The sequence below is a fragment of the Salipaludibacillus neizhouensis genome, assembly GCF_002886185.1.
GTDB lineage: Bacteria > Bacillota > Bacilli > Bacillales > Salisediminibacteriaceae > Salipaludibacillus > Salipaludibacillus neizhouensis.
On sequence record NZ_KZ614147.1, the window covers coordinates 256753 to 280349 of the forward strand.

Here is a 23597-nt window from a genome sequence, read left to right on the forward strand (position 1 = left end):
TTGTCTTTCGGGTACGAGCTTTCATACTTTGTCGATTCACCACAATTCTTACAAATGATTGGTGGTTCTTCCCATTTCGCTTCAAACAATATGATATCCTCCACCGGAGTCCACAATCATTGTCGGCTTTATCCCAAAGCTTTCTAGAAGGGATAAACCTTCTTTTTTTTGCGGTAAATTAATTGCTGAATGCTTCCCATCAGAAGTATCTATATCAATCCATACTGCTGGAATAGAAAGTACTTCATCATTTCCACCTCTAGAATAACCAATTGGTTTACTTTGCCTCAAACCGATATACATGGTGCTTAAGTTTAAGCTTCTGGATCATCATAGATGCTTCATATGATTTATCGATCTTAAATGAGTAAGATTCTAAAAACTTGCTTGGTCCTTTGTTGCCACTTTCATCGATAAGAGCAGGACTTATAACAACGTATCCCTCTTGTCCTTCATATAGCTCTTTCAAAAAACTTGTAGAATCTATCAATGACTTCATCCTCTCTAAATAACTTAAGACTATTAAAAATAGTTAGTCTTCACATTCTTATCATCTAGCCCGCCAGCATATCATTTTTGTTATTTCTTATGCTTATTCATAAATGCAGTGATGTCCTCTCGATCGATTAAAAATTTTCCGCGAATTTCAATAATTGGCATTTCAAGCTTTTTTAAATGTGTAAAGGAAATTCCAATATATTCGCATGCCTCTTTCTTTGTCATATACCGTTTATGTCCTGCATGCTCCTTAGCAGTTTCAAATGCTTCTTTACTTAGTTGATAAAACAAATTATAGTAACTCGATTTAAATTCATCTGAAATTTGTAGTGGGATATACTCTTCCATTTTCTCACCTCCTTTTACCTAGTAATAAAGTAGATATATTTCACCTCCTTTATCTATATTACTAAAAGTAATATTAACTGCTATAAACTAATTGTAGTTGCTTGTAACTACTATTAATAAAGGATTAATCAGATATCTTTAAGTGATCGTTTCCTTATTACCAATATAATTGATTATCATTTGAATTTACAACTAGATATTGCTATATTTCATAAATCAAGGCAAAAGTCCCAAGCTGTATACATTGATAAAAGTATGGATATTACTGTAAACTATTATTTAATAACATTGGATCTATTGCACACTTAGTGAATTCTATGTTATTCATTCCTCTCCTTTTATTGCTCGCCAGCATGAGGAGGAGAAAATTGGCTAAGATCACTAAATACGAAAAGAAGAATGGGACAGCTTATATGATAAAGGGATATATAGGTATTAACCAAAAAACTGGTGAAAAAGTTCAAACAACAAAGATGGGATTTAAAACTAAAAAAGAGGCTAAATTATTTTTAACTCAGATGCAAAGGGATTTAGAAGACTATGGGGGCTTTACAAATGAAAATATTACATTTCAAGAAGCCTTTGAAGAATGGTTTACTCAACATTCAAAAGAAGTTAAGCCTACTACTGAATATGCTATTAAGTCTAAGTTCAACAGAATCTTACCTGAATTCGGACACCTCAAAATTAAAAATATCTCAGGGACTGATTGCCAGAGAGTTATAAACAAATGGGCACTTGAGTTAAAAACTTTTAAAGACTATAAGATACAAGCTAACTTGGTCTTTAATTATGCCTTGCGTATGGAATTCATTAATAGGAATCCCATGGATAAGGTTACATTACCTAAGAGGAAACAAGAAACAACCATTGTCCTTGGGGGTGATAGTAAGGAGAGATTTTATACTAAAGACGTCCTGAAGCTATTTTTGAAAGTGATAAAACATAAACCTATGCCTTATACCATGTTTCACCTTCTCGGATATACAGGAGCTCGTAAGGGGGAATTACAATCGCTTCATTGGTCTGACATAGATTTTCATTTAAAAACTATTGAATTCAATAAGACATTAAGTACTCTAAACGGCAAAAAAGAACTATGTACTCCGAAAACCAAGTCATCTTATCGTAGAATCGCAATTAGTGATCAAACAATTCATGTCCTCAAAGAATGGCGAAAAGAACAAACTGAGTTTTATAAGGAACATGCTGTTCTCTTAAAATCCGATCACTTACAACCTGTATTTACAACTTATTTTGCAAAAAGCATGGATTACTGCAGATTAGCCTACCTTAATGACCAACTGATCAGTATATACAAAGACCAACCAGACCTACCTAAAATTACTGTGCATGGTTTTAGGCACACTAATGCTAGTTTGTTGTTTGTGTCAGGAGCATCTATTAAAGATGTCCAATATCAGCTAGGTCATTCTGATATTAAAACAACGATGAATATATACACTCACGTAACAAACGAAGCAAAAGATAAAACAGCCATACAATTCCAGAATTACATGGATGAATAGAAAAGTGGGTGAAAAGTGGGTGAATTTATAATCAACCACGAAAAAACCCTCCTTGCTCGCAATGAGCAAAGAGGGTTGAACCCTTGATATAAAAGGGATATTAACGCTTTGAGAACTGAGGAGCACGACGTGCACCTTTAAGTCCGTATTTCTTACGCTCTTTCATACGAGAGTCACGAGTTAAGAAACCAGCTTTTTTAAGTGATCCGCGGTATTCTGGATCTGCAATAAGAAGTGCACGAGCAACGCCGTGACGGATTGCTCCAGCTTGACCAGTGTAACCTCCACCTTCAACTTTAACAAGGATATCGTACGTACCCTCTGTTTGTGTTTCATTAAGTGGTTGTTTAACGATAACTTTTAATGTTTCAAGGTCAAAGTACTCGTCGATGTTTCTATTGTTGATCACGATCTTACCATCTCCAGGTACGAGACGTACACGTGCGACAGAGTTCTTACGACGACCTGTTCCATAATATTCAACTTGTGCCAAGAAAATCCCTCCTTCTATATTAACCTTTTAATTCAAAAACTTCAGGCTTTTGAGCAGCGTGTGGATGCTCAGTACCAGTGTACACGTTAAGCTTCTTATACATTTGACGACCTAAAGATCCTTTAGGAAGCATTCCTTTAATAGAAAGTTCAAGAAGTTTAACTGGTTTACGGTCACGCATTTCTCCTGCACTCATTGACTTCAATGAACCAGGGTATTGACTGTGACGATAGTACATTTTGTCCTGTAATTTATTTCCTGTTAAATGAATCTTTTCCGCATTAATAATGATTACGTGATCTCCTGTATCAATATGCGGTGTGAACATTGGCTTGTGCTTTCCGCGAAGAAGGCTAGCTACTTCAGTCGATAAACGACCTAGTGTCTTGTCTTCAGCGTCAACCACATGCCATTTACGTTCAACTTCGCTTGGCTTTGCCATATATGTTGTGCGCATGTGTTTCCCTCCTAATTAACTATAACTATCACAAAAACTTTCCAACATTTCAACGTTCGATTCCGTACCCGGGGCTAGTGGGCATAAGAATACCATAGATCATCATATAACATCTGAAAGCTGATGTCAACAAAATGTTACACCAGGATTCGTTGTCATTCAATTTTTTTATAATTCTTCTATATACTTTTCCAAATGATCTCTTTCATAAAAAACTTGTGCCAAATATAACCCACAGCCAGGAGCTGTTGGTCCAGCTAACGTTCTGTCCATACTTACGATAATTTGAGAGATATCTGATGGTTTAATGTCTCCAAGTCCAGCCTGTATAATCGTACCCATTAAAATACGTACCATTTGATATAAAAAGCCACTGCCTATAAACCGGAACGTCCACTCATTCTCGTATCTCGTAATGTTAACTCTAAAGATCGTACGTACTTTATCTATCACATCAGTTTTAGGAGACGACAGGCTCGTGAAATTATGTGTGCCTAATAAATACTCAGCGGCTTCACTCATAGCTGACAGGTCTAAATTTTTTGGTAAATGATAGACGTAGTTGCGTTTAAAAACATCTGGTTGAACAGCTGTATTCATGCGATAAACGTATTCTTTCCCAACCGCATCATAACGTGCATGAAAGGCGGAAGGGACATACTGACAAGACTTAACATGCATATCATTTGGTAGGATACTATTCAGGGCCACTGCCCAGCGATCCTCAGGTATCGATAGGGGTGTATCGAAGTGAACTGGTTGATTCAGCCCATGGACTCCTGCATCCGTTCTTCCTGAAGAAGTAGAAGGCCAGAATTCTGCTTTATGAATAATACGTAATGCCTTTTCTATTTCTCCCTGCACAGAACGTGATACCGGCTGCCGTTGATACCCATGGAAATTTGTCCCGTCATACGATAAGATCGCAAGTACTCTCTGCATGAAGCGTCACTCCTTATGTGTAGACCCTAAAAATAACCGTTATTAAAGCAAAAATCAGCAATACACCTATTGCAATAGTATCGTTACGCTTCCATTGTAACCGCCGAAATTTAGTCCGTCCTTTACTACCATTATAACCACGAGCCTCCATAGCTGTTGCTAAATCTTCCGCACGCTTAAACGACTGTATAAAAAGTGGCACCAAAATTGGAATAAGCGCTTTTAATCGTGTCCACAGCGAACCCTTAGAGAAGTTGGCGCCTCGTGCCATTTGTGCATTTATGATTTTAGAAGTTTCTTCCAATAATGTAGGAATAAACCTCAAAGCAATAGACATCATTAATGCTAATTCATGCGTCGGAACTCCCATAGCTGCTAACGGCTTCATTAATCGTTCTAATCCATCCGTTAGATCCATAGGCATCGTTGATAATGTTAGAAGAGAAGCCATCAGCACTAACAAAAATAATCGCAAGGCTATTAAACTTCCCTCGATTACGCCACCTGAATAAATAGTAATCCACGAGAGATCCAGAAGCACCCTTCCGTCATTAGTCATAAATAAATGCAATAAAAATGTTAATAGTATAATAATAGCAATAAAATGCATTCCCTTTATGTAATAACGAAAAGGTATATTTGCCAATAAAAATGTTACTCCTGTAAGAATCGCTGCCAACATTAAAACAACTGGGTGACGACTGATAAAAAGAAAAACGATAAAGATAAAAATCGCAATAATTTTCGCGCGGGGGTCCATTCGGTGTATAAACGATTCTCGAGGGACGTATTGTCCGATAATCACATTATCAAAAATCGTGATCACGACCCTTCACATTTAGAAATGAAAGGATACTTTCTACCGTTGCCTCTTTCGTAAACTTACCTGTTTCCAGTTCGATCCCTGACTTGGACTGAATAGCCGAGAGAAGCTTTACAGACTCTGGTACCGATAGACCATTCTCCTTAAGTTTCTCGACTTGAGAAAAGATCTTTTCAGGCGTCCCAATTTCCAGAACCTTACCCGAACTCATCACAATGACCTGATCAGAAAACTTTGCAGCATCCTCCATACGATGCGTCACTAAAACGATCGATCTTTTTTCTTTTGCTTTATACCATTCTGAAAACAATGCCATCATTGCAGCTTGACCTTGAGGGTCCAATCCAACTGTTGGTTCATCTAAAACAAGTAAAAGAGGTTCAATTGCTAGAACACCGGCAATTGCTACCCTTCTCATTTGGCCTCCGCTTAATTCAAAAGGGGAACGAGTAAATAAATCAGCTCCGATACCAACCAATTCCAAATATTCAGTAGCTTTTCTTTCGGCTTCTACTTTTGATAGACCAAAATTTATCGGACCGTATGCAACATCCTGTAATACCGTCTCATGGAACAATTGATGCTCTGGGAATTGAAATACCATCCCCACTTGCCGACGTAAATCAAAGAGTTGCTTTTGTTTTGTATCAGAGCTAATGGTCCAATCTCCTACCTTAATTTCACCTTTGGATGGTTTAATGAGACCATTGATGTGTTGAAGGAAAGTGGACTTACCTGAGCCTGTATGACCGATAATAGAAGTGAATTGCCCTGAATCAAGTTTTATATTTAGACCACTTAATGCTTGTCTCTCAAACGGTGTATCCTTCATATACGTATAACTTAGATTATTCGTTTGTAACTGCATATAGCATTCACCAACTCTTCATGAGTTAACACATTCTCATCTATCAATATTTGATATTTTCGAAGTTCCCTCGCAACATCAACTATAAATGGAGACGAAAGATTGTTTGCCCTCAAAATTTCTCTGTTTGCAAGTAATTCCCTGGGTATTCCTTCATAGACAATACTCCCGTCATTTAGCACAATAACCCGATCAGAAGCGATAGCCTCATTCACATCATGTGTGATTGCAATGATGGTTACACCGTCCTCTTTATTCAGTTTTCGAACAATAGTAAGCACTTCGTTTCTGCCCTGAGGGTCCAGCATCGATGTTGCTTCATCTAATACAATAACCTTCGGCTTAAGCGCAAGTGCGCCAGCTAAAGCCACACGTTGCTTCTGTCCACCTGATAAGTTATGCGGCTCTGTTTTCTCAAATCCTTCGAGACCTAGCCGCTGAATACAATCCTTTACACGTTGATGCATTTCGTCATACGGTATTCCCGCACTTTCTAGCCCAAACGCCACATCATCCTCAACAGTCGGTGCCACAAGCTGATTATCTGGATTTTGAAAAACCATCGATACATCTCTTCGAATGGAAGACCATTCTGCTGAGTCAACAGTATTCTTACCACATGAAACTACTTCCCCTGTCAGAGGTATCAATAGGGCATTAAAAAACTTCGCTAAGGTGGATTTACCAGAACCATTTGGACCGAGAATGGTAAGCCACTCACCTTTTTTGACAGTTAAGGAGATATCCTTCAACACATACGGTGTACTATCCTGATATCTGAAACTCAAATTACAAACACTAATTTCATTAGGCATTAAAGTACTCCTTCTAAAGAAAGCAAGTGTAATAACATTGAAAAAAAATCTCTACTTTCAACAGTAGCACCTACTAAAATACGTAGGTGCTACTCAGAAAATATGTTTATTATTGTATCTAATCTCACTCAACGTAAATACTAAAAAAGGGCCAAGACCGACATCTGTTGCCAGACGTGGTGTCTCGCCCTTTGAAGAATCAATGCATCACGAGTTAAACGAGCTCAATAATAGCCATCTCTGCACCGTCTCCACGGCGAGGTCCAAGCTTCATAACTCGAGTATAACCGCCTTGACGGTCTTCATATCGTTTTGCTACATCATCAAAAAGTTTTTGGACTGCGTACTGTCCAGTTTCTTCATCAGCAATCTCATTACGGATAAATGCTGCAACTTGACGACGAGCATGCAAGTCACCACGCTTACCAAATGTGATCATTTTCTCAACGATTGAACGAAGCTCCTTCGCTTTAGGCTCAGTAGTTTCAATTCTTTCGTTAATGATTAAATCAGTAGCTAAGTCACGGAATAGTGCTTTACGGGCACTACTGTTACGACCTAATTTTCTGTATGCCATGTTAGTCCCTCCTTCTCAGGTGAATATACATCTACAGGAACAGTTTGATCACTCAAACTGGCATGGGTAGATTTATTCTTCGTCTCGAAGACCAAGACTAAGCTCTGCAAGTTTCTCTTGCACCTCTTCTAAACTCTTGCGTCCAAGGTTACGAACTTTCATCATGTCTTCCTCTGATTTTTGTGTTAATTCTTGTACGGTGTTAATACCTGCTCGCTTAAGACAGTTGTATGAGCGAACAGATAAGTCTAATTCTTCGATGGTCATTTCAAGAACCTTTTCTTTCTGGTCCTCTTCCTTTTCAACCATGATCTCTGCATGTTGTGCTTGATCGGTTAAACCTACGAAGATATTTAAATGTTCATTCATGATTTTTGCACCAAGTGACACAGCTTCTTCCGGACGAATACTTCCATCTGTCCACACGTCCAAAGTTAATTTATCGAAGTTAGTAATTTGACCAACTCGAGTATTTTCAACTTGGAAATTCACACGTGAAACAGGTGTGAAGATAGAATCCACTGGGATAACCCCGATTGGTAAATCGTCAGAGTTGTTTCCTTCTGCAGGAACATATCCTCTTCCACGACTTGCCGTCACTTTCATCTGGAACTGTGCTCCTTTAGAAAGAGTGGCAATGTGCAGGTCAGGGTTTAGAACCTCTACATCGCTGTCATGCATCAAATCTGCTGCAGTAACAATTCCTTCTCCCGAAGCATCAATTTCTAGTGTTTTTTCATCATCTGAATAAATCTTTAGTGCGAGTTTCTTCAAGCTGAGAATGATGGATGTAACATCTTCTACGACACCTTCAATGGTTGAAAACTCGTGAAGCACTCCATTAAACTGAACGCTTGTCACTGCAGATCCGGGTAATGACGAAAGCAGGATTCGGCGAAGGGAGTTCCCCAGCGTTGTTCCATAACCTCGTTCTAGAGGTTCTACGACAAATTTACCGTAGGTTACGTCTTCACTCATTTCGACAGCTTCAATTTTCGGTTTTTCTATTTCAATCATTAAACAAACCCTCCTTCAAAACGTCGAAACCCCGGTTGTGAATTAGGCACAACCGGAATCCCTCATTGGGCACACCTTGACCTGTCACGAAACTATAGTTCCTTTTCGTGTCCATTTTATGGACCTAGGTTCTTACACCATTATTGACATAGGCATGAATATTCATACCTCTGATGTACTATACTCTACGACGTTTTGGTGGTCGGCAACCGTTATGTGGAACCGGGGTGACGTCTCTAATCATGTTCACTTCTAAGCCAGTAGCTTGAAGCGAACGAATTGCTGCTTCACGTCCAGCTCCAGGACCTTTAACGGAGACTTCTACAGATTTCATTCCATGATCCATTGCAGCTTTAGCAGCTGTTTCTGCAGCTGTTTGTGCAGCGAATGGAGTCGATTTACGAGAACCTTTGAAGCCAAGTGCACCAGCACTTGCCCAAGATATTGCATTTCCTTGTGGGTCAGTGATTGTGACGATTGTATTATTAAACGTTGAACGAATGTGCGCAATTCCGGACTCTATATTTTTACGTTGACGACGCTTTGAACGAGTCGTTTTTGGTTTAGCCATAATCTAACATGACCTCCTTTACTTTTTCTTGTTCGCAACAGTTCGACGAGGACCTTTACGTGTTCTTGCATTGTTCTTCGTCTTTTGTCCACGAACAGGTAGTCCTCTACGGTGGCGAATACCACGATATGAACCAATTTCAATGAGACGCTTGATATTAAGAGATACTTCTCTGCGAAGATCCCCTTCAACTTTTACTCCGTCTACTACTTCACGGATTTTACCTAATTCATCTTCTGTTAAATCACGAACGCGTGTGTCTTCAGAGACACCAGCTTGTTCCAGAATTTTGATAGATCTTGACTTACCAATTCCGAAAACGTACGTGAGAGATACGACAACTCGCTTATCACGAGGAATGTCGACACCAGCAATACGTGCCATACTTTACACCTCCTGGGTTGTTATCCTTGCTTCTGTTTGTGTTTAGGATTTTCGCAAATTACCATGACGGTACCTTTTCGGCGAATAACTTTGCATTTTTCACAAATCGGTTTCACTGATGGTCTTACCTTCATGCTTTCTACCTCCTTATAGTACGGAGTGACTATAACCTTGCCAGTTTATTTATAACGATATGTGATACGACCGCGAGTTAAGTCGTACGGAGATAATTCTACAGTAACCTTGTCTCCAGGTAAAATGCGAATAAAGTGCATTCGAATCTTTCCGGAAACATGGGCCAAGACTTTATGACCGTTTTCTAACTCTACGCGGAACATAGCATTTGGAAGCGGCTCAATGACCGTTCCTTCTACTTCAATTACATCTTCTTTGGCCATGAATTTACTCTCCTTCCTTCAGTAAATTACCAACAATATATGTTGAAATTGCAAACCGCAATTTAGCATTAGTAACACGGCCCGTTTCTACAATACTATTCTTCACTTCTGGAACAACAATGTTCATTCGCTCTACATGCTGGAGGTTTTTTCTTTTCGCACGGTCAACTTTCCTTTTATCCCCGTCCGCGATCCGAATAAAACGTTCATCCAGAATTTCAATAATACAAGCGAATTGCTCTTTGTCCCTTCCGTTAAGAATCCGCACAAGTTCACCAACTTGTGGAATCGAGTCAGGATCTTTCATTTAATGACCACCTTCAACTTTCTTTGGCTTTTGTCAAAATCTCATATCCTGTGTCAACAATAGCAATTGTGTGTTCGAAATGGGCACACATTTCTCCATCGGTCGTTACAACAGTCCAATTGTCTCTCAACGTCCGGACATGTCTCTTTCCAGCATTCACCATTGGTTCAATGGCTAAAACCATACCTTCTTTCAGGCGTGGTCCTTTCCCTGGAGGACCGAAGTGAGGAATTTGAGGATCCTCGTGCAGACTTTGTCCAACCCCATGACCGACATACTCTCTCACTACAGAAAAGTTATGAGCCTCTACATGCTTTTGTATCGCATGAGAAATATTAGAGAGTCTTTCACCAGGTTTCGCTTCAGCAAGTCCTTTGTATAATGATTCTTCTGTTACTTCAAGGAGCTTACTTGTCTTATCATCAATCGTTCCCACTGGATACGTCCATGCGGAGTCTCCGTGGTATCCTTGAAAGTCAGCGCCAATATCTATACTAATAATGTCACCGTCTTTCAAAGCCCGATCTCCTGGAATCCCGTGTACCAATTGATCATTCACTGAAGCGCAAATACTCCCAGTAAATCCATTATAGCCTTTAAAAGATGGAATCGCATCATACGATCGAATAAATGTATCGGCAATGTGATCCAATTCCTTCGTCGTAATACCGGGCTTGATGTGTTTTTGAAGTTCTCTGTGCGTGAGTGCAACAATATTACCAGCCTGCCGCATGATCTCTAGCTCTCGAGCTGTCTTACAGATTATCATTGATGACTTCCTTTCAGAAGTTGATCAATATCCTCAAAAACGTCTTGAATATCTTTTTGCCCGTTAATATTACGAAGGTAGCCTTTTTCACTATAGAAGTCAACAAGGGGCTGTGTTTGCTCCATATTAACATCTATTCGCTTTTTAACTGTATCAGGCTTATCATCTTTTCGTTGAGTCAAGTCACTTCCGTCTTTATCACATTTACCTTGTACCTTAGGAGGATTATAAATCTCATGGTAAGTCGCGCCACATTCTGGACAAATCCAACGACCAGTGAGACGTTTGAAAAGATCCTCTTCTGGTACTTTAATATATAAAACATGATCCAATTGACGATCTAGACTTTTCAGAATTTCCTCTAGTGCGGATGCTTGTGCAACAGTCCGGGGAAAACCATCCAGCAGAAAACCTTTTTGGCAATCATCTTTACTTAATCGTTCCTCAACAATTCCAACAGTGACCTCATCAGGAACTAAGTTCCCTTCGTCCATAAAAGCCTTTGCTCTCAGACCTAGTTCCGTGCCATCTTTAATTGCAGCTCGAAACATATCTCCTGTTGAAATGTGGGGAACGCCGTATTTAGCGACAACTTTTTCTGCCTGTGTTCCTTTTCCCGCGCCTGGAAGTCCCATTAAGATTAAGTTCATCTGCTTCTCCTCCATCGTCTTTCTAATTCTACGATCGAAGGCAAAGGGAAAAGTGTCCCTTTTATTTAATAAAACCTTTATATGATCGTTTAATTAGTTGACTTTCTATTTGTTTCATCGTATCTAACGCTACACCAACAACAATCAATAACCCGGTTCCTCCAATTTGTACTGCTGGAGGAAGACCTGCTAATTCAGTAAAAAACACAGGTATCGTAGCTACTGTCGCTAGGAATAGGGCCCCGACGAATGTCAAACGATAAAGGATACGAGTAATGTAGACCTGAGTCGTTTTACCGGGTCGGATGCCAGGAACGTAACCACCCTGTTTTTTCAAGTTATCCGCCATTTGTTCAGGGTTAACCTGAACGAACGTATAGAAGTACGTAAAACCAATGATTAAAATCGCATAGGCTAACAAACCAAATGGCTGACTGTAATCAAAATTCGTCGTAATCCAACCGGCTATTGCATTATCATCTCCAAAAAATCCAGCCACAGTAGGAGGGAAAATAAAGAGTGACATTGCAAATATAACTGGAATAACCCCGGCTGAGTTAACCTTTAACGGCAAGTGGGTCGATTGACCTCCTTGCGGCTTCCCAGCAACCAATCGCTTGGCGTATTGAACAGGTATTTTTCTTAATGCTTGTTGAACAAATATAACCCCTACAATGATCGCTAAAGTTGCCAACAGAAGTAACAATACGGTTATGATGTTTATAAACAAGGCATCTCCTGCGTCTTCGAATTGAGTTACATAAATTTGATTAACTCCATTCGGAATCCCAGCAGCAATCCCACCAAAAATCATAATCGAAATCCCATTCCCTACACCATGTGCAGTAATCTGCTCACCTAACCAAAGTAAGAAAGCAGTACCTGCAGTTAATGTAAGAGCAATCATCAAGTAAGTTGAGATTGTCGGGTCCGGTACGAGACCTGGAAACAAGTTATTAAAGCCAATAGACATTCCTAAAGCTTGAATAAGCGCGATCCCGATTGTACCGTATCTCGTAACCTGTGCCAACTTTTTACGACCTGCTTCCCCTTGTTTAGACCATTCGGCAAACTTGGGAACAACATCCATTCGTAGCAATTGTACGATAATGGATGCCGTAATGTAAGGCATTATACCTGTCGCAAAAATAGAAAAGTTTTCAAGCGCTCCACCGCCAAAGGTATTTAAAAATCCAAAGGCATTCATCTCACCCTGAAAATCCAAAATGTCAGCATCCACTCCCGGAGCAGGGATGTGGGCACCAATGCGGAAAACGATTAACATCGCTAAAGTGAAGAGAATTTTATTTCTCAAATCACCCACTCGCATAATATTGGAGATCGTCTGGAACATTAAACCACCTCAGTCGTTCCGCCGGCAGCCTCAATCGCTTCCTTCGCTGATCCTGAGAATTTATGAGCTTTAACTGTAAGTTTAGACTCTAGAGTTCCTTTTCCAAGTACCTTGATACCACTTTTTTCGTTTTTCACTACACCCGATTCTACTAAAAGAGCCGGAGTAACTTCTGTACCATCTTCAAAACGATTTAATGTGTCAAGGTTCACGATAGCGTATTCTGTACGGTTAGGGTTGTTAAATCCACGTTTTGGTAAACGACGGAAGATAGGCATTTGACCACCTTCAAATCCTGGACGAACACCACCACCCGAACGAGCGTTTTGACCTTTGTGACCTTTACCAGCAGTTTTACCATTACCAGTACCGATTCCACGACCTTTACGCTTACGTTCTTTACGAGAGCCTACTGAAGGCTTTAATTCGTGAAGTTGCATATTGACACCTCCTCAACTGTTAATTCTGAATTACGCTTCTACTTCTGTTACTTTAACGAGATGGGAAACTTTGTTTACCATTCCGCGCATTGCTTCGTTATCCTCTTGAACTACCGTGTGGTGCATTTTACGAAGACCTAAAGTCTTCACAGTCACACGCTGATCTTCTGGACGACCGATCAGACTTCTTACGAGGGTAATTTCTAACTTCTTTGCCATGCCAAATCCCTCCTTAACCTAGCAACTCTTCAACAGATTTGCCGCGTAGTTTCGCAACTTCTTCCGGACTTTTTAGGCTTTCAAGTCCTTGGATAGTAGCACGTACCATGTTAATTGGGTTATTTGACCCTAGTGATTTGGAAAGGACATCGCCTACTCCAGCTAATAATAGCACCGCACGAACTGGTCCGCCTGCGATAACTCCAGTACCTTCAGATGCTGGTTTTAGAAATACACTACCTGCGCCAAATTTCCCAGTAATTTGGTGAGGAATAGTTGTACCTTGAACAGGTACGCGAATCATATTTTTCTTACCGTCTTCGATAGCTTTGCGAATAGCTTCAGGTACTTCAAGTGCCTTACCCATTCCAAAACCAACGTGACCATTTTTATCACCAACGACAACTAGTGCTGAAAAGCGGAAGCGACGTCCACCTTTTACTACTTTAGCAACTCGGTTAATCGTTACAACTGTTTCTTCAATTTCCAATTTTGATGCATCGATATGCAAAGTGTTTCCCTCCTTTTAGCCTTGATTAAAACTTCAGACCAGCTTTACGAGCACCGTCTGCAAGTTCTTGTACGCGACCGTGGTAGAGGTAACCGCCACGATCAAATACTACGGATTCATGACCCTTTTCAAGGGCACGCTTAGCTACAAGTTCTCCGACTTGTTGCGCTGCCTCTTTGTTCCCGCCTTTTTCTATGTTTAGTTCTTTATCTAAGCTTGAAGCACCTGCAACCGTGACACCAGAAACGTCATCGATTAATTGTGCATAAATGTGCTTATTAGAACGGAAAACATTCAAGCGAGGACGTTCAGCAGTTCCTGTGATCGAACGACGAACGTGTGCGTGTCGTTTCTTACGTACCGCGTTCTTGTCAGTCTTTGTGATCATCGAACGTCATTCCTTTCTTTCCGTTATTAGGAATTACTTCCCTGTTTTACCTTCTTTGCGTCGTACATATTCACCTTCGTAGCGAACACCTTTACCTTTGTAAGGTTCAGGTTTTCTTGTTGCACGGATGTTTGAAGCCAATGCTCCGACACGTTCTTTATCGATACCTTTCACGATAACCTCCGTGTTTTTCGGAACTTCAATTTCCAAACCATCTTCTTGTACGAATTCTACTGGATGAGAAAGTCCAAGATTAAGGACTAATTTATTTCCTGACATTTGCGCTCTGTAACCTACACCCACAAGCTCAAGCTTCTTATGAAAGCCTTTTGTTACACCTTCAACCATGTTGTTGATGACGCTGCGAGTAGTTCCGTGTAGAGCACGGTGATCTTTATGGTCAGAAGGACGTGCTACAACGACTTGATTGTCTTCAACTTTAACAATCATTTCGTGATGAATTTGACGAGTCAATTCACCTTTTGGTCCTTTTACCGATACTGTCGTATTGTCGATTTTCACTTCTACTCCAGAAGGAATCTCAACTGGCTTTAAACCAATTCGAGACATGCCTTACACCTCCATTCTCTTACGTTCTACTTACCAAATATAAGCTAGTACTTCGCCGCCTACTTTTTGTTGACGAGCTTCTTTATCCGTGATTACTCCAGTTGATGAAGAGATAACCGCGATTCCTAATCCACCAAGTACTCTTGGTAGTTCATCAGATTTTGCGTAAACGCGTAAACCTGGTTTACTAATTCTCTTAAGTCCAGTGATAACTTTTTCGTTATTTGCACCGTACTTAAGGAAAATACGAAGGATACCTTGTTTGCTATCCTCAATGAATTCATAATCGCGAATAAATCCTTCGCGCTTTAAAATATCTGCTACTTCTTTTTTAACCTTTGAAGCCGGAAGCTCCAAACTTGTATGACGTACTGTATTCGCATTACGAATACGAGTCAGCATATCAGCAATAGGATCTGTCATTACCATCGTATTTACCTCCTTCCCTAAACGGAATTACCAGCTAGCTTTTCTTACGCCCGGAATTTGACCTTTATGTGCAAGTTCTCGGAAGCAGATACGGCAAAGCTTGAACTTGCGTATAACACTGTGAGGGCGTCCACAACGTTCGCATCTTGTATATTCTTGAACCTTAAATTTCTGCGTGCGCTTTTGTTTTGCGATCATAGATTTTTTCGCCAAGGTCTTCACTCCTTTCTTCGGCAATCATCTTATTTTTGAAACGGCATGCCCATTTGAGTGAGAAGCTCTCGTGCTTCTTCATCAGTGTTCGCTGTAGTAACAACAACGATATCCATACCTCGAATTTTGTCTACATTATCATAATTGATTTCCGGGAAAATTAATTGTTCTTTAACTCCCATTGTATAATTTCCACGACCGTCAAATGCTTTTTTAGAAACACCGCGGAAGTCACGAACACGTGGTAAGGATACTGAAATTAGCTTATCCAAGAAATCATACATACGCTCTCCACGTAAGGTAACTTTTGCACCGATCGGCATACCTTCACGAAGTTTAAAACCTGCAATAGATTTTTTAGCTTTCGTGATTAAAGGCTTTTGACCAGTGATTAATCTGAGTTCTTCAACAGCTTTATCCAAAACCTTAGAGTTTTGCACAGCCTCTCCAACACCCATGTTAATAACAATTTTTTCAATATGTGGTACTTCCATTACAGAAGTGTAATTGAATTTCTCTGTTAATACAGGAGTAATCTCCTGATTAAATCTATCTTTCAATCGACTCATTGAGTTAACCTCCTTCCAGCCACTAGCGCTTACTTATCTAAAGATTCGCCAGATTTTTTAGCAATGCGTACTTTCTTACCGTTCTCTACTTTATATCCAACGCGTGTTGGTTCACCCGATTTAGGGTCAATTGGCATCACATTAGATACATGAATAGCTGCTTCTTGATTAAGAATTCCACCTTGAGGATTTGATTGGGATGGTTTAGCATGTTTTTTAACCATGTTAATGCCTTCCACTAGCACACGAGAACTATTCGGGTATGCTTCAAGGATTTTACCTTCTTTGCCTTTGTCTTTACCGGAAATAATTTTTACGTTATCTCCTTGTTTGACATGCAATTTAGTTTGAGACATGAGGGCACCTCCTCTTAAGACGTATATATCCATTTATTTTATCTAACATTAAAGTACTTCAGGAGCTAAAGAAACGATCTTCATGAATTGGTTTTCACGTAATTCACGTGCAACTGGTCCAAAGATACGAGTTCCTCGAGGTCCTTTGTCGTCTTTGACGATTACCGCTGCGTTTTCATCAAACTTGATATAAGATCCATCTTGACGACGTGCACCGCTCTTTGTACGAACGATTACTGCACGAACAACTTCACCTTTCTTGACAACGCCACCAGGTGTTGCTTGCTTTACAGTACAGACGATAACGTCTCCAATGTTCGCAGTTTTACGGCCAGAGCCACCAAGAACTTTAATACATAATACTTCACGAGCTCCAGAATTATCGGCTACTTTTAATCGGCTTTCTTGTTGAATCATAAACTTCTTTACCTCCCTTCAGGTAAGTAAACATAAATATGAAGTTAAACGATGACTGACTCTTCAACGATTTCAGTAAGACGGAAACGCTTGTCTTTAGATAATGGACGAGTCTCCATTACACGTACAACGTCACCTATTTTCGCTGAGTTATTTTCATCATGCGCTTTTAACTTTTTAGAATCTTTAACACGCTTTCCGTAGAGCGAGTGTGTTTTATAAGTTTCTATAACTACTGTTATCGTCTTATCCATCTTATCAGATGTTACACGACCAACATAGCTTTTGCGGTTATTACGTTCTTCCACTGTGCAAACCTCCTCTCCGGACTATTCGTTCGTGATTCCGAGTTCTCGTTCACGTAAAACTGTCTTTGCACGAGCAATTGCTTTTTTCACTTCACGAATGCGGGCTGGATTATCAAGCTGTCCAGTCGCAAGCTGAAAGCGAAGGTTAAAAAGCTCTTCCTTTAACGATTTCGATTTCTGTTCGATTTCGGTAGTGGTTAGGTTTCTAATCTCATTAGCTTTCATTTGCGTCACCACCCACTTCTTCACGTTTTACGAACTTTGTTCTAATTGGTAATTTATGAGACGCAAGACGTAATGCCTCACGAGCTACTTCCTCAGATACACCTGCGATTTCAAACAATATTTTCCCTGGCTTCACTACCGCAACCCAACCTTCTGGTGCCCCTTTACCGGAACCCATTCTTACTTCTAGAGGTTTAGCTGTATAAGGCTTATCTGGGAAAATTTTGATCCACACCTTACCACCACGCTTCATATAACGTGTCATGGAAATACGTGCAGCTTCTATTTGACGGTTCGTGATCCACGAAGCTTCTAAAGCTTGCAAACCATACTCACCGAAGTTTACTTCTGTTCCGCCCTTAGCACGACCGCGCATCTTACCACGGTGTTCACGACGGTATTTAACACGTTTTGGCATAAGCATGATTATTTTCCTCCTTCCTCTTGTTTCGTTCCTTTCGTTGGAAGGACCTCACCTTTGTAGATCCAAGTCTTCACACCGAGTTTTCCATAAGTCGTATCTGCTTCTGCAAATCCGTAATCTATGTCTGCTCTTAATGTATGAAGAGGAACAGTTCCTTCGTTATATGATTCAGAACGAGCAATATCAGCACCGCCAAGTCGACCAGAAACTTCTGTTTTAATTCCTAAAGCGCCTGAACGCATTGTACGTTGAATAGTTTGTTTCATCGCACGACGGAATGAAATACGGTTTTCTAATTGACGAGCAATGTTTTCAGCAACAAGTTTTCCATCAAGATCAGGTCTCTTAATTTCGTTGATGTTAATGTGAACTTTTTTGCCTGTTAATTGATTTAAAGCTTTACGTAGAGCTTCTACTTCAGATCCACCTTTACCGATTACCATACCTGGCTTAGCAGTGAAAACCGTTACGTTCACACGATTTGCTGCACGTTCGATTTCAATAGTAGAGACAGAAGCTTCGCTCAAACGCTTCTCCAAGTATTCACGAATTTTAATATCTTCGTGAAGTAGGTCAGCATAGTCTTTATCAGCGTACCACTTTGACTCCCAGCCGCGAATAACGCCGACACGAAGTCCATTAGGATTTATCTTTTGACCCACACTTATCCCTCCTTCTTTTCTGATAGAACGAGCGTGATATGGCTCGTACGTTTATTGATTCGACTCGCACGTCCCATAGCACGTGGGCGAAATCTCTTTAATGTAACACCTTCATCTACAAATACTTTACTAACAATTAAATTGTCAGGTTCCATTTCATAGTTATGCTCTGCGTTCGCAATGGCTGAATTCAAAAGTTTCTCAACTACAATTGATGACTTCTGAGGTGTAAGACGTAAAATAGATACGGCTTCGCCAACTTTTTTGCCTCGAATCAAGTCAACGACTAAGCGAACTTTGCGAGGAGCAATACGCACTTGTTTTGCAATTGCTTTTGCTTCCATGAATAGTACCTCCCCTCTTTATTAACGTCGTGTTTTCTTATCGTCAGATGCATGGCCTTTGTACGTTCTTGATGGTGCAAACTCACCAAGCTTGTGTCCAACCATATCTTCCGAAATATAAACTGGTACATGTTTACGACCGTCATATACTGCAATCGTGTGACCGACAAATTGTGGAAAAATTGTAGAACGTCTAGACCAAGTCTTGATAACTCTACGACTCTCGCCTTCACCCATTGCTTCCACTTTCTTCATAAGATGATCATCGACGAATGGTCCTTTTTTCAAACTGCGACCCATAAGTGTACCTCCCTTCGTGATTGACCTACGGTTCGTCTGAAGAACCGTAGCACAACCGCGTTATTTTTTACGACGACGCACAATGTATTTATCCGTGTCTTTGTTTTTATTACGAGTCTTATATCCAAGGGTTGGTTTGCCCCAAGGAGACATTGGTGATTTACGTCCGATTGGCGCACGTCCTTCACCACCACCGTGTGGGTGATCAACCGGGTTCATAACAGAACCACGAACAGTAGGACGAATACCTTTCCAACGTGAACGACCAGCTTTACCGACATTCACGAGTTCGTGTTCAACATTACCAACCTGACCAATTGTCGCACGGCAAGTTGCTAAGATTAAACGCGTTTCGCTAGAGCGTAAGCGAACAAGAACATACTTACCTTCTTTACCTAAAACCTGTGCCTCTGCACCAGCAGAGCGGACTAACTGTCCACCTTTACCTGGACGAAGCTCAATGTTGTGAATAATAGTACCTACCGGAATGTCTTGCAGTTGAAGTGCGTTACCAATTTTGATATCCGCATCTTTACCTGACAGAATTACAGTACCAACCTTCAAGTTTTTAGGAGCTATGATGTAACGCTTTTCTCCGTCTGCGTAGTTGATAAGAGCGATATTTGCAGTGCGGTTCGGATCGTATTCAATCGTAGCAACGCGCCCTGGAATTCCATCTTTATCACGTTTAAAATCCATTATTCTATATTGACGTTTGTGTCCGCCACCTTGATGACGTACTGTCAATCTACCTTGGTTGTTACGTCCACCATTTCGCTTAACTGGAGCGAGCAATGATTTCTCTGGTCGATCTGTAGTTAACTCTTGAAAGTCAAGAGTAGTCATACCACGACGACCCGGTGTGGTTGGTTTATACTTTTTGATAGCCATCAGCTTTTCCCTCCTTCTCTAATTATTTGTTATACACTCTCAAAGAACTCTAGTTCTTTACTATCAGCAGAAAGTTTTACAATTGCTTTCTTGCGTTTTGGAGTGTAGCCTGAATGACGGCCGAAACGCTTGAATTTACCTTTGTAGTTCATCGTGTGAACACTAACTACTTTCACGCTGAAGATTTCTTCAATAGCATCTTTGATTTGAGATTTATTCGAACGAGGGTCTACCTCAAACGTATATTTCTTATCAGCCATCAAGTCTGTTGTTCGCTCAGTGATGAGCGGGCGCTTAATAATATCTCTTACGTCTGCCATTATGCAAGCACCTCCTCTACCTGTTTCACAGCATCTTGAGTAATGATTAGCTTCTCATGTTTAAGAATATCAAGTACATTTACTCCATCAGCTGTTATGAATTTTACTCCTGGAAGGTTACCAACAGATAATGCAACAGCAGCGTTGTAATCAGATGTTACAACTAGTGTCTTCTTTTCTGCAGATAATCCTGAAAGAATTACTTTCATTTCCTTCGTTTTAGGAGTTTCAAGGCTCAATCCTTCCACTACGCGAATGTTTTCATCATTCACCTTGGAAGAAAGAGCAGATTTTAAAGCCAAACGACGTTGCTTTTTAGGCATTTTAAAACCATATTTACGCGGTGTTGGACCGAATGTAACTCCACCACCAACCCAAATTGGCGAACGGATAGATCCGTGACGAGCACGTCCCGTTCCTTTTTGACGCCATGGTTTTTTACCACCACCGCGAACATCTGCGCGACCTTTTGTTGAATGCGTTCCTTGACGTTGAGATGCTTGTTGCATCAAAACTGCTTCAAATAGGACACTTTCATTTGGTGTAATACCGAAAACATCGGCTGAAAGTTCAATATCGCCTACTTCTGAGCCAGCTTGGTTATATAAAGTAACTTTAGGCATCTGGGCTCCTCCTTTCCTTTTCAATATTAGTCAGCTTTGATCGCTGATTTCACAGTAATATAACTTTTGTTAGCTCCAGGAACATTTCCTTTAACTAATAACAAATTAGTTTCTGTATCTACTTTTACTACTACAAGATTTTGAACGGTAACTTGCTCTCCACCCATGCGACCAGGAAGTAATTTACCAGGGCGTACGTGGTTAGGGGCAACAGGTCCCATTGAACCAGGACGACGGTGATAACGCGAACCGTGAGACATTGGTCCTCGAGATTGGTTATGACGCTTGATAGCACCTTGGAAACCTTTCCCTTTAGAAGTACCAGTTACATCTACAGTTTCACCTTCAGTGAATGTATCTACTTTAATTTCCTGACCAATTTCATAGTCCGCAACTGTAACATCACGCAGCTCTTTAACGAAGCGCTTAGGGGTTGTCTTCGCCTTTTCCGCATGACCTTTTGCAGGTTTAATCACACGATTTTGTTTCTCGTCTGAAAAACCAAGTTGAATTGATTCATAGCCTTCACCTTCGATTGTCTTCTTTTGAAGAACAACGTTAGGTTCAGCTTGGATAACTGTTACCGGAATTGCCTCTCCAGTTTCAGAGAAAATTTGAGTCATACCTAATTTTCTACCTAAGATTCCTTTAGTCATGAGTTACACCTCCTATAATTCTATTCTATAATATTATTTATAATTTAATTTCGATATCTACGCCTGACGGAAGATCCAATCGCATTAACGCATCTACAGTTTGTGGTGTAGGGTCAATGATGTCGATTAATCGCTTATGCGTGCGCATTTCAAACTGCTCACGAGCATCTTTGTATTTGTGTACAGCACGTAGAACCGTGTAGATTGATTTTTCAGTTGGTAGTGGGATTGGACCTGAAACACTCGCGCCTGAACGACTAGCTGTTTCCACAATCTTCACCGCTGATTGATCTAAGATTCTGTGATCATACGCTTTTAATCGAATGCGAATTTTCTGTTTTGCCATAATATTACCTCCTTTTTCGCCCATTTTTGGAAATAGACTTGCTCCTCGGAAATTTCTCTACGCCGTCCCATGGCAAAGGGGCCTGGTGTGTCGACAACCTTCCGATTCAATGCCTGTCAGTGACCAACATTAAATATTATACAAGATTCATTGATCACATGCAACATTTATTTAAAAAAACTTTATTAGCACACTTTGCCTATTATACAAGGTGATTTAAAATAATTCAAGAAGTCTTTTTAGAAAGGAGAAATTTTCTAATAAAAAAACTGATCAGGATGATTGCTCACCCCGATCAGCTTTCACTTGTCTCTTGCTATTCAATCAAATATCTTACTCAGTGATTGTAGCTACGACACCAGCACCAACAGTACGTCCACCCTCACGGATAGAGAACTTAGTACCTTCTTCGATAGCGATTGGTGAAATTAATTCAACAACCATTTCTACGTTATCTCCAGGCATAACCATTTCTACACCTTCAGGAAGATGAGTAACACCAGTTACGTCTGTAGTACGGAAATAGAATTGTGGACGGTAGTTTGTGAAGAATGGAGTGTGACGTCCACCTTCTTCTTTTGATAGAACATAAACTTCCGCTTTGAACTTTGTATGCGGAGTGATTGTTCCAGGCTTAGCAAGTACTTGACCACGGTTGATATCTTCACGAGCAACCCCACGAAGAAGTGCACCAATGTTGTCTCCAGCTTCAGCATAGTCAAGAAGCTTACGGAACATTTCAACACCAGTAACAGTAGTTTTCTTAGGTTCTTCAGTAAGACCGATGATTGAAACTTCGTCACCTACGTTTAGTTTTCCACGCTCAACACGACCAGTAGCAACAGTACCACGACCAGTGATAGAGAAAACATCCTCAATTGGCATCATGAATGGCTTATCTTTGTCACGGTCCGGAGTTGGAATGTAGTCATCCACTTGTTGCATTAACTCTAGGATGATGTTTTCGTGCTCTTCGTCACCTTGAAGTGCTTTAAGAGCAGAACCTTTTACTACAGGAACATCGTCACCAGGGAAATCATAATCAGAAAGTAGATCACGAACTTCCATTTCTACTAATTCAAGTAGCTCTTCATCGTCAACTTGGTCAGTTTTGTTTAAGAAAACAACGATTGAAGGTACACCTACTTGACGAGAAAGCAAGATATGCTCACGAGTTTGTGGCATTGGGCCATCAGCAGCAGATACTACTAGGATAGCTCCGTCCATTTGTGCAGCACCAGTGATCATGTTCTTTACATAGTCAGCGTGGCCTGGGCAGTCAACGTGTGCATAGTGACGAGAATCAGTTTCATATTCAACGTGTGCAGTGGAGATAGTGATTCCACGCTCGCGCTCTTCTGGTGCTCCGTCAATTTGGTCATACGCCATTGCAGAACCTTTACCTGACTTCTTGAAAAGTACAGAAGAGATTGCTGCTGTTAGTGTAGTTTTACCGTGGTCGACGTGACCAATTGTACCGATATTAGCATGCGTTTTGGAACGATCAAATTTTTCTTTACCCATGATCGAAATCCTCCTTAATATTTTTAGATATTTTTATTTTTTAAAGATGAAAGACTGTATCT

General features: G+C 40.4%; 42 protein-coding genes. 1 reads left to right on the forward strand and 41 read right to left on the reverse strand.

Annotated features, from left to right (window positions below; all coding sequences use genetic code 11):
* Window positions 1-81: 81 nt before the first annotated feature.
* The 3 genes from CEF18_RS18125 to CEF18_RS18135 form a co-directional block, all read right to left on the reverse strand.
* The gene (locus tag CEF18_RS18125; protein ID WP_147422023.1) at window positions 82-291 is read right to left on the reverse strand and encodes a hypothetical protein; all 210 of its coding nucleotides are present in this window, start codon (window positions 289-291) and stop codon (window positions 82-84) included.
* Entirely contained in the window at window positions 278-490 is a 213-nt protein-coding gene (locus tag CEF18_RS18130; RefSeq protein ID WP_110937953.1) for a hypothetical protein, read from the reverse strand. The genes CEF18_RS18125 and CEF18_RS18130 overlap by 14 nt, the downstream gene beginning before the upstream one ends.
* Window positions 491-579: 89 nt before the next feature.
* The gene (locus tag CEF18_RS18135; protein WP_110937954.1) at window positions 580-846 is read right to left on the reverse strand and encodes a MerR family transcriptional regulator; all 267 of its coding nucleotides are present in this window, start codon (window positions 844-846) and stop codon (window positions 580-582) included.
* Between the two features lie 368 nt (window positions 847-1214).
* Here CEF18_RS18135 and CEF18_RS18140 point away from each other — a divergent pair, with 368 nt between their 5' ends.
* Window positions 1215-2375 carry a site-specific integrase gene (locus CEF18_RS18140; protein ID WP_110937955.1) on the forward strand — a complete coding sequence of 387 codons (1161 nt, stop codon included), beginning with the start codon at window positions 1215-1217 and terminating at the stop codon, window positions 2373-2375.
* Window positions 2376-2475: 100 nt separating this feature from the next.
* Here CEF18_RS18140 and rpsI read toward each other — a convergent pair whose 3' ends face one another.
* The 38 genes from rpsI to tuf form a co-directional block, all read right to left on the reverse strand.
* Window positions 2476-2868, reverse strand: coding sequence for a 30S ribosomal protein S9 (gene rpsI, locus CEF18_RS18145; RefSeq protein WP_110937956.1), 393 nt, complete (start codon window positions 2866-2868; stop codon window positions 2476-2478).
* A gap of 19 nt (window positions 2869-2887) precedes the next feature.
* Window positions 2888-3325 (reverse strand): 50S ribosomal protein L13, encoded by a 438-nt coding sequence (rplM, locus tag CEF18_RS18150; RefSeq protein WP_110937957.1) that lies wholly within the window; start codon window positions 3323-3325, stop codon window positions 2888-2890.
* A 168-nt stretch (window positions 3326-3493) separates the two neighbouring features.
* Window positions 3494-4267, reverse strand: a complete 774-nt coding sequence (truA, locus tag CEF18_RS18155; RefSeq protein ID WP_110937958.1) for a tRNA pseudouridine(38-40) synthase TruA — start codon at window positions 4265-4267, stop codon at window positions 3494-3496.
* Window positions 4268-4280: 13 nt separating this feature from the next.
* Window positions 4281-5093: an energy-coupling factor transporter transmembrane component T family protein gene (locus tag CEF18_RS18160; RefSeq protein ID WP_407690424.1), complete on the reverse strand. Its 813-nt coding sequence runs from the start codon at window positions 5091-5093 to the stop codon at window positions 4281-4283.
* Window positions 5077-5958 carry an energy-coupling factor transporter ATPase gene (locus CEF18_RS18165; protein ID WP_110937959.1) on the reverse strand — a complete coding sequence of 294 codons (882 nt, stop codon included), beginning with the start codon at window positions 5956-5958 and terminating at the stop codon, window positions 5077-5079. The genes CEF18_RS18160 and CEF18_RS18165 overlap by 17 nt, the downstream gene beginning before the upstream one ends.
* Window positions 5934-6773, reverse strand: coding sequence for an energy-coupling factor transporter ATPase (locus CEF18_RS18170; RefSeq protein ID WP_110937960.1), 840 nt, complete (start codon window positions 6771-6773; stop codon window positions 5934-5936). The genes CEF18_RS18165 and CEF18_RS18170 overlap by 25 nt, the downstream gene beginning before the upstream one ends.
* Window positions 6774-6987: 214 nt before the next feature.
* Complete coding sequence (gene rplQ, locus CEF18_RS18175) at window positions 6988-7350, reverse strand: 50S ribosomal protein L17 (RefSeq protein WP_110937961.1); 363 nt, start codon at window positions 7348-7350, stop codon at window positions 6988-6990.
* A gap of 72 nt (window positions 7351-7422) precedes the next feature.
* Window positions 7423-8367: a DNA-directed RNA polymerase subunit alpha gene (locus CEF18_RS18180; protein WP_110937962.1), complete on the reverse strand. Its 945-nt coding sequence runs from the start codon at window positions 8365-8367 to the stop codon at window positions 7423-7425.
* Between the two features lie 178 nt (window positions 8368-8545).
* Entirely contained in the window at window positions 8546-8938 is a 393-nt protein-coding gene (gene rpsK, locus CEF18_RS18185; protein WP_110937963.1) for a 30S ribosomal protein S11, read from the reverse strand.
* 18 nt (window positions 8939-8956) lie between these two features.
* Window positions 8957-9322, reverse strand: a complete 366-nt coding sequence (gene rpsM, locus CEF18_RS18190; protein ID WP_110937964.1) for a 30S ribosomal protein S13 — start codon at window positions 9320-9322, stop codon at window positions 8957-8959.
* 20 nt (window positions 9323-9342) lie between these two features.
* The gene (rpmJ, locus tag CEF18_RS18195) at window positions 9343-9456 is read right to left on the reverse strand and encodes a 50S ribosomal protein L36 (RefSeq protein WP_003322638.1); all 114 of its coding nucleotides are present in this window, start codon (window positions 9454-9456) and stop codon (window positions 9343-9345) included.
* Window positions 9457-9501: 45 nt separating this feature from the next.
* Window positions 9502-9720 (reverse strand): translation initiation factor IF-1, encoded by a 219-nt coding sequence (gene infA / locus CEF18_RS18200; RefSeq protein WP_003322635.1) that lies wholly within the window; start codon window positions 9718-9720, stop codon window positions 9502-9504.
* Between the two features lie 4 nt (window positions 9721-9724).
* A complete protein-coding gene (locus CEF18_RS18205; protein ID WP_110937965.1) occupies window positions 9725-10027 on the reverse strand; it encodes a KOW domain-containing RNA-binding protein in 303 nt (100 codons plus the stop codon).
* 13 nt (window positions 10028-10040) lie between these two features.
* Entirely contained in the window at window positions 10041-10796 is a 756-nt protein-coding gene (gene map / locus CEF18_RS18210) for a type I methionyl aminopeptidase (RefSeq protein WP_110937966.1), read from the reverse strand.
* Window positions 10793-11446 carry an adenylate kinase gene (locus CEF18_RS18215; RefSeq protein WP_110937967.1) on the reverse strand — a complete coding sequence of 218 codons (654 nt, stop codon included), beginning with the start codon at window positions 11444-11446 and terminating at the stop codon, window positions 10793-10795. Before CEF18_RS18215 ends, map begins: the two co-directional genes overlap by 4 nt.
* Window positions 11447-11507: 61 nt before the next feature.
* Window positions 11508-12800 carry a preprotein translocase subunit SecY gene (gene secY, locus CEF18_RS18220; protein WP_110937968.1) on the reverse strand — a complete coding sequence of 431 codons (1293 nt, stop codon included), beginning with the start codon at window positions 12798-12800 and terminating at the stop codon, window positions 11508-11510.
* Complete coding sequence (gene rplO, locus CEF18_RS18225) at window positions 12800-13240, reverse strand: 50S ribosomal protein L15 (RefSeq protein WP_110937969.1); 441 nt, start codon at window positions 13238-13240, stop codon at window positions 12800-12802. The genes secY and rplO overlap by 1 nt, the downstream gene beginning before the upstream one ends.
* A gap of 30 nt (window positions 13241-13270) precedes the next feature.
* Window positions 13271-13459, reverse strand: a complete 189-nt coding sequence (gene rpmD, locus CEF18_RS18230) for a 50S ribosomal protein L30 (RefSeq protein ID WP_110937970.1) — start codon at window positions 13457-13459, stop codon at window positions 13271-13273.
* 13 nt (window positions 13460-13472) lie between these two features.
* Window positions 13473-13970, reverse strand: a complete 498-nt coding sequence (rpsE, locus tag CEF18_RS18235) for a 30S ribosomal protein S5 (RefSeq protein ID WP_110937971.1) — start codon at window positions 13968-13970, stop codon at window positions 13473-13475.
* Window positions 13971-13995: 25 nt separating this feature from the next.
* Window positions 13996-14358, reverse strand: a complete 363-nt coding sequence (gene rplR, locus CEF18_RS18240) for a 50S ribosomal protein L18 (protein ID WP_110937972.1) — start codon at window positions 14356-14358, stop codon at window positions 13996-13998.
* Window positions 14359-14391: 33 nt separating this feature from the next.
* Window positions 14392-14928: a 50S ribosomal protein L6 gene (gene rplF, locus CEF18_RS18245; RefSeq protein WP_110937973.1), complete on the reverse strand. Its 537-nt coding sequence runs from the start codon at window positions 14926-14928 to the stop codon at window positions 14392-14394.
* 30 nt (window positions 14929-14958) lie between these two features.
* Window positions 14959-15357 carry a 30S ribosomal protein S8 gene (rpsH, locus tag CEF18_RS18250; RefSeq protein ID WP_110937974.1) on the reverse strand — a complete coding sequence of 133 codons (399 nt, stop codon included), beginning with the start codon at window positions 15355-15357 and terminating at the stop codon, window positions 14959-14961.
* Between the two features lie 27 nt (window positions 15358-15384).
* On the reverse strand, window positions 15385-15570 hold the full coding sequence (locus CEF18_RS18255; RefSeq protein WP_110937975.1) for a type Z 30S ribosomal protein S14: 186 nt from the start codon (window positions 15568-15570) through the stop codon (window positions 15385-15387).
* A gap of 29 nt (window positions 15571-15599) precedes the next feature.
* Window positions 15600-16139 carry a 50S ribosomal protein L5 gene (rplE, locus tag CEF18_RS18260; protein WP_110937976.1) on the reverse strand — a complete coding sequence of 180 codons (540 nt, stop codon included), beginning with the start codon at window positions 16137-16139 and terminating at the stop codon, window positions 15600-15602.
* A 29-nt stretch (window positions 16140-16168) separates the two neighbouring features.
* Complete coding sequence (rplX, locus tag CEF18_RS18265) at window positions 16169-16480, reverse strand: 50S ribosomal protein L24 (RefSeq protein ID WP_110938799.1); 312 nt, start codon at window positions 16478-16480, stop codon at window positions 16169-16171.
* A 63-nt stretch (window positions 16481-16543) separates the two neighbouring features.
* Window positions 16544-16912, reverse strand: coding sequence for a 50S ribosomal protein L14 (rplN, locus tag CEF18_RS18270; protein ID WP_110937977.1), 369 nt, complete (start codon window positions 16910-16912; stop codon window positions 16544-16546).
* Between the two features lie 44 nt (window positions 16913-16956).
* Window positions 16957-17220, reverse strand: a complete 264-nt coding sequence (gene rpsQ / locus CEF18_RS18275; protein WP_110937978.1) for a 30S ribosomal protein S17 — start codon at window positions 17218-17220, stop codon at window positions 16957-16959.
* A 21-nt stretch (window positions 17221-17241) separates the two neighbouring features.
* Window positions 17242-17445, reverse strand: a complete 204-nt coding sequence (rpmC, locus tag CEF18_RS18280) for a 50S ribosomal protein L29 (RefSeq protein ID WP_110937979.1) — start codon at window positions 17443-17445, stop codon at window positions 17242-17244.
* Window positions 17435-17869, reverse strand: coding sequence for a 50S ribosomal protein L16 (rplP, locus tag CEF18_RS18285; RefSeq protein WP_110937980.1), 435 nt, complete (start codon window positions 17867-17869; stop codon window positions 17435-17437). The genes rpmC and rplP overlap by 11 nt, the downstream gene beginning before the upstream one ends.
* 2 nt (window positions 17870-17871) lie before the next feature.
* Entirely contained in the window at window positions 17872-18531 is a 660-nt protein-coding gene (gene rpsC / locus CEF18_RS18290; protein ID WP_110937981.1) for a 30S ribosomal protein S3, read from the reverse strand.
* A 2-nt stretch (window positions 18532-18533) separates the two neighbouring features.
* A complete protein-coding gene (gene rplV / locus CEF18_RS18295) occupies window positions 18534-18875 on the reverse strand; it encodes a 50S ribosomal protein L22 (protein ID WP_110937982.1) in 342 nt (113 codons plus the stop codon).
* A gap of 21 nt (window positions 18876-18896) precedes the next feature.
* Window positions 18897-19175, reverse strand: a complete 279-nt coding sequence (gene rpsS / locus CEF18_RS18300; protein ID WP_110937983.1) for a 30S ribosomal protein S19 — start codon at window positions 19173-19175, stop codon at window positions 18897-18899.
* Window positions 19176-19235: 60 nt separating this feature from the next.
* On the reverse strand, window positions 19236-20066 hold the full coding sequence (rplB, locus tag CEF18_RS18305) for a 50S ribosomal protein L2 (protein WP_110937984.1): 831 nt from the start codon (window positions 20064-20066) through the stop codon (window positions 19236-19238).
* A 29-nt stretch (window positions 20067-20095) separates the two neighbouring features.
* Window positions 20096-20386, reverse strand: a complete 291-nt coding sequence (gene rplW / locus CEF18_RS18310; RefSeq protein ID WP_110937985.1) for a 50S ribosomal protein L23 — start codon at window positions 20384-20386, stop codon at window positions 20096-20098.
* Window positions 20386-21009, reverse strand: a complete 624-nt coding sequence (gene rplD, locus CEF18_RS18315) for a 50S ribosomal protein L4 (RefSeq protein WP_110937986.1) — start codon at window positions 21007-21009, stop codon at window positions 20386-20388. The genes rplW and rplD overlap by 1 nt, the downstream gene beginning before the upstream one ends.
* Window positions 21010-21035: 26 nt before the next feature.
* Window positions 21036-21665: a 50S ribosomal protein L3 gene (rplC, locus tag CEF18_RS18320; RefSeq protein ID WP_110937987.1), complete on the reverse strand. Its 630-nt coding sequence runs from the start codon at window positions 21663-21665 to the stop codon at window positions 21036-21038.
* Window positions 21666-21702: 37 nt separating this feature from the next.
* Window positions 21703-22011, reverse strand: a complete 309-nt coding sequence (gene rpsJ / locus CEF18_RS18325; RefSeq protein WP_110937988.1) for a 30S ribosomal protein S10 — start codon at window positions 22009-22011, stop codon at window positions 21703-21705.
* 333 nt (window positions 22012-22344) lie between these two features.
* Window positions 22345-23535 carry an elongation factor Tu gene (gene tuf / locus CEF18_RS18330; protein ID WP_110937989.1) on the reverse strand — a complete coding sequence of 397 codons (1191 nt, stop codon included), beginning with the start codon at window positions 23533-23535 and terminating at the stop codon, window positions 22345-22347.
* Window positions 23536-23597: the final 62 nt, after the last annotated feature.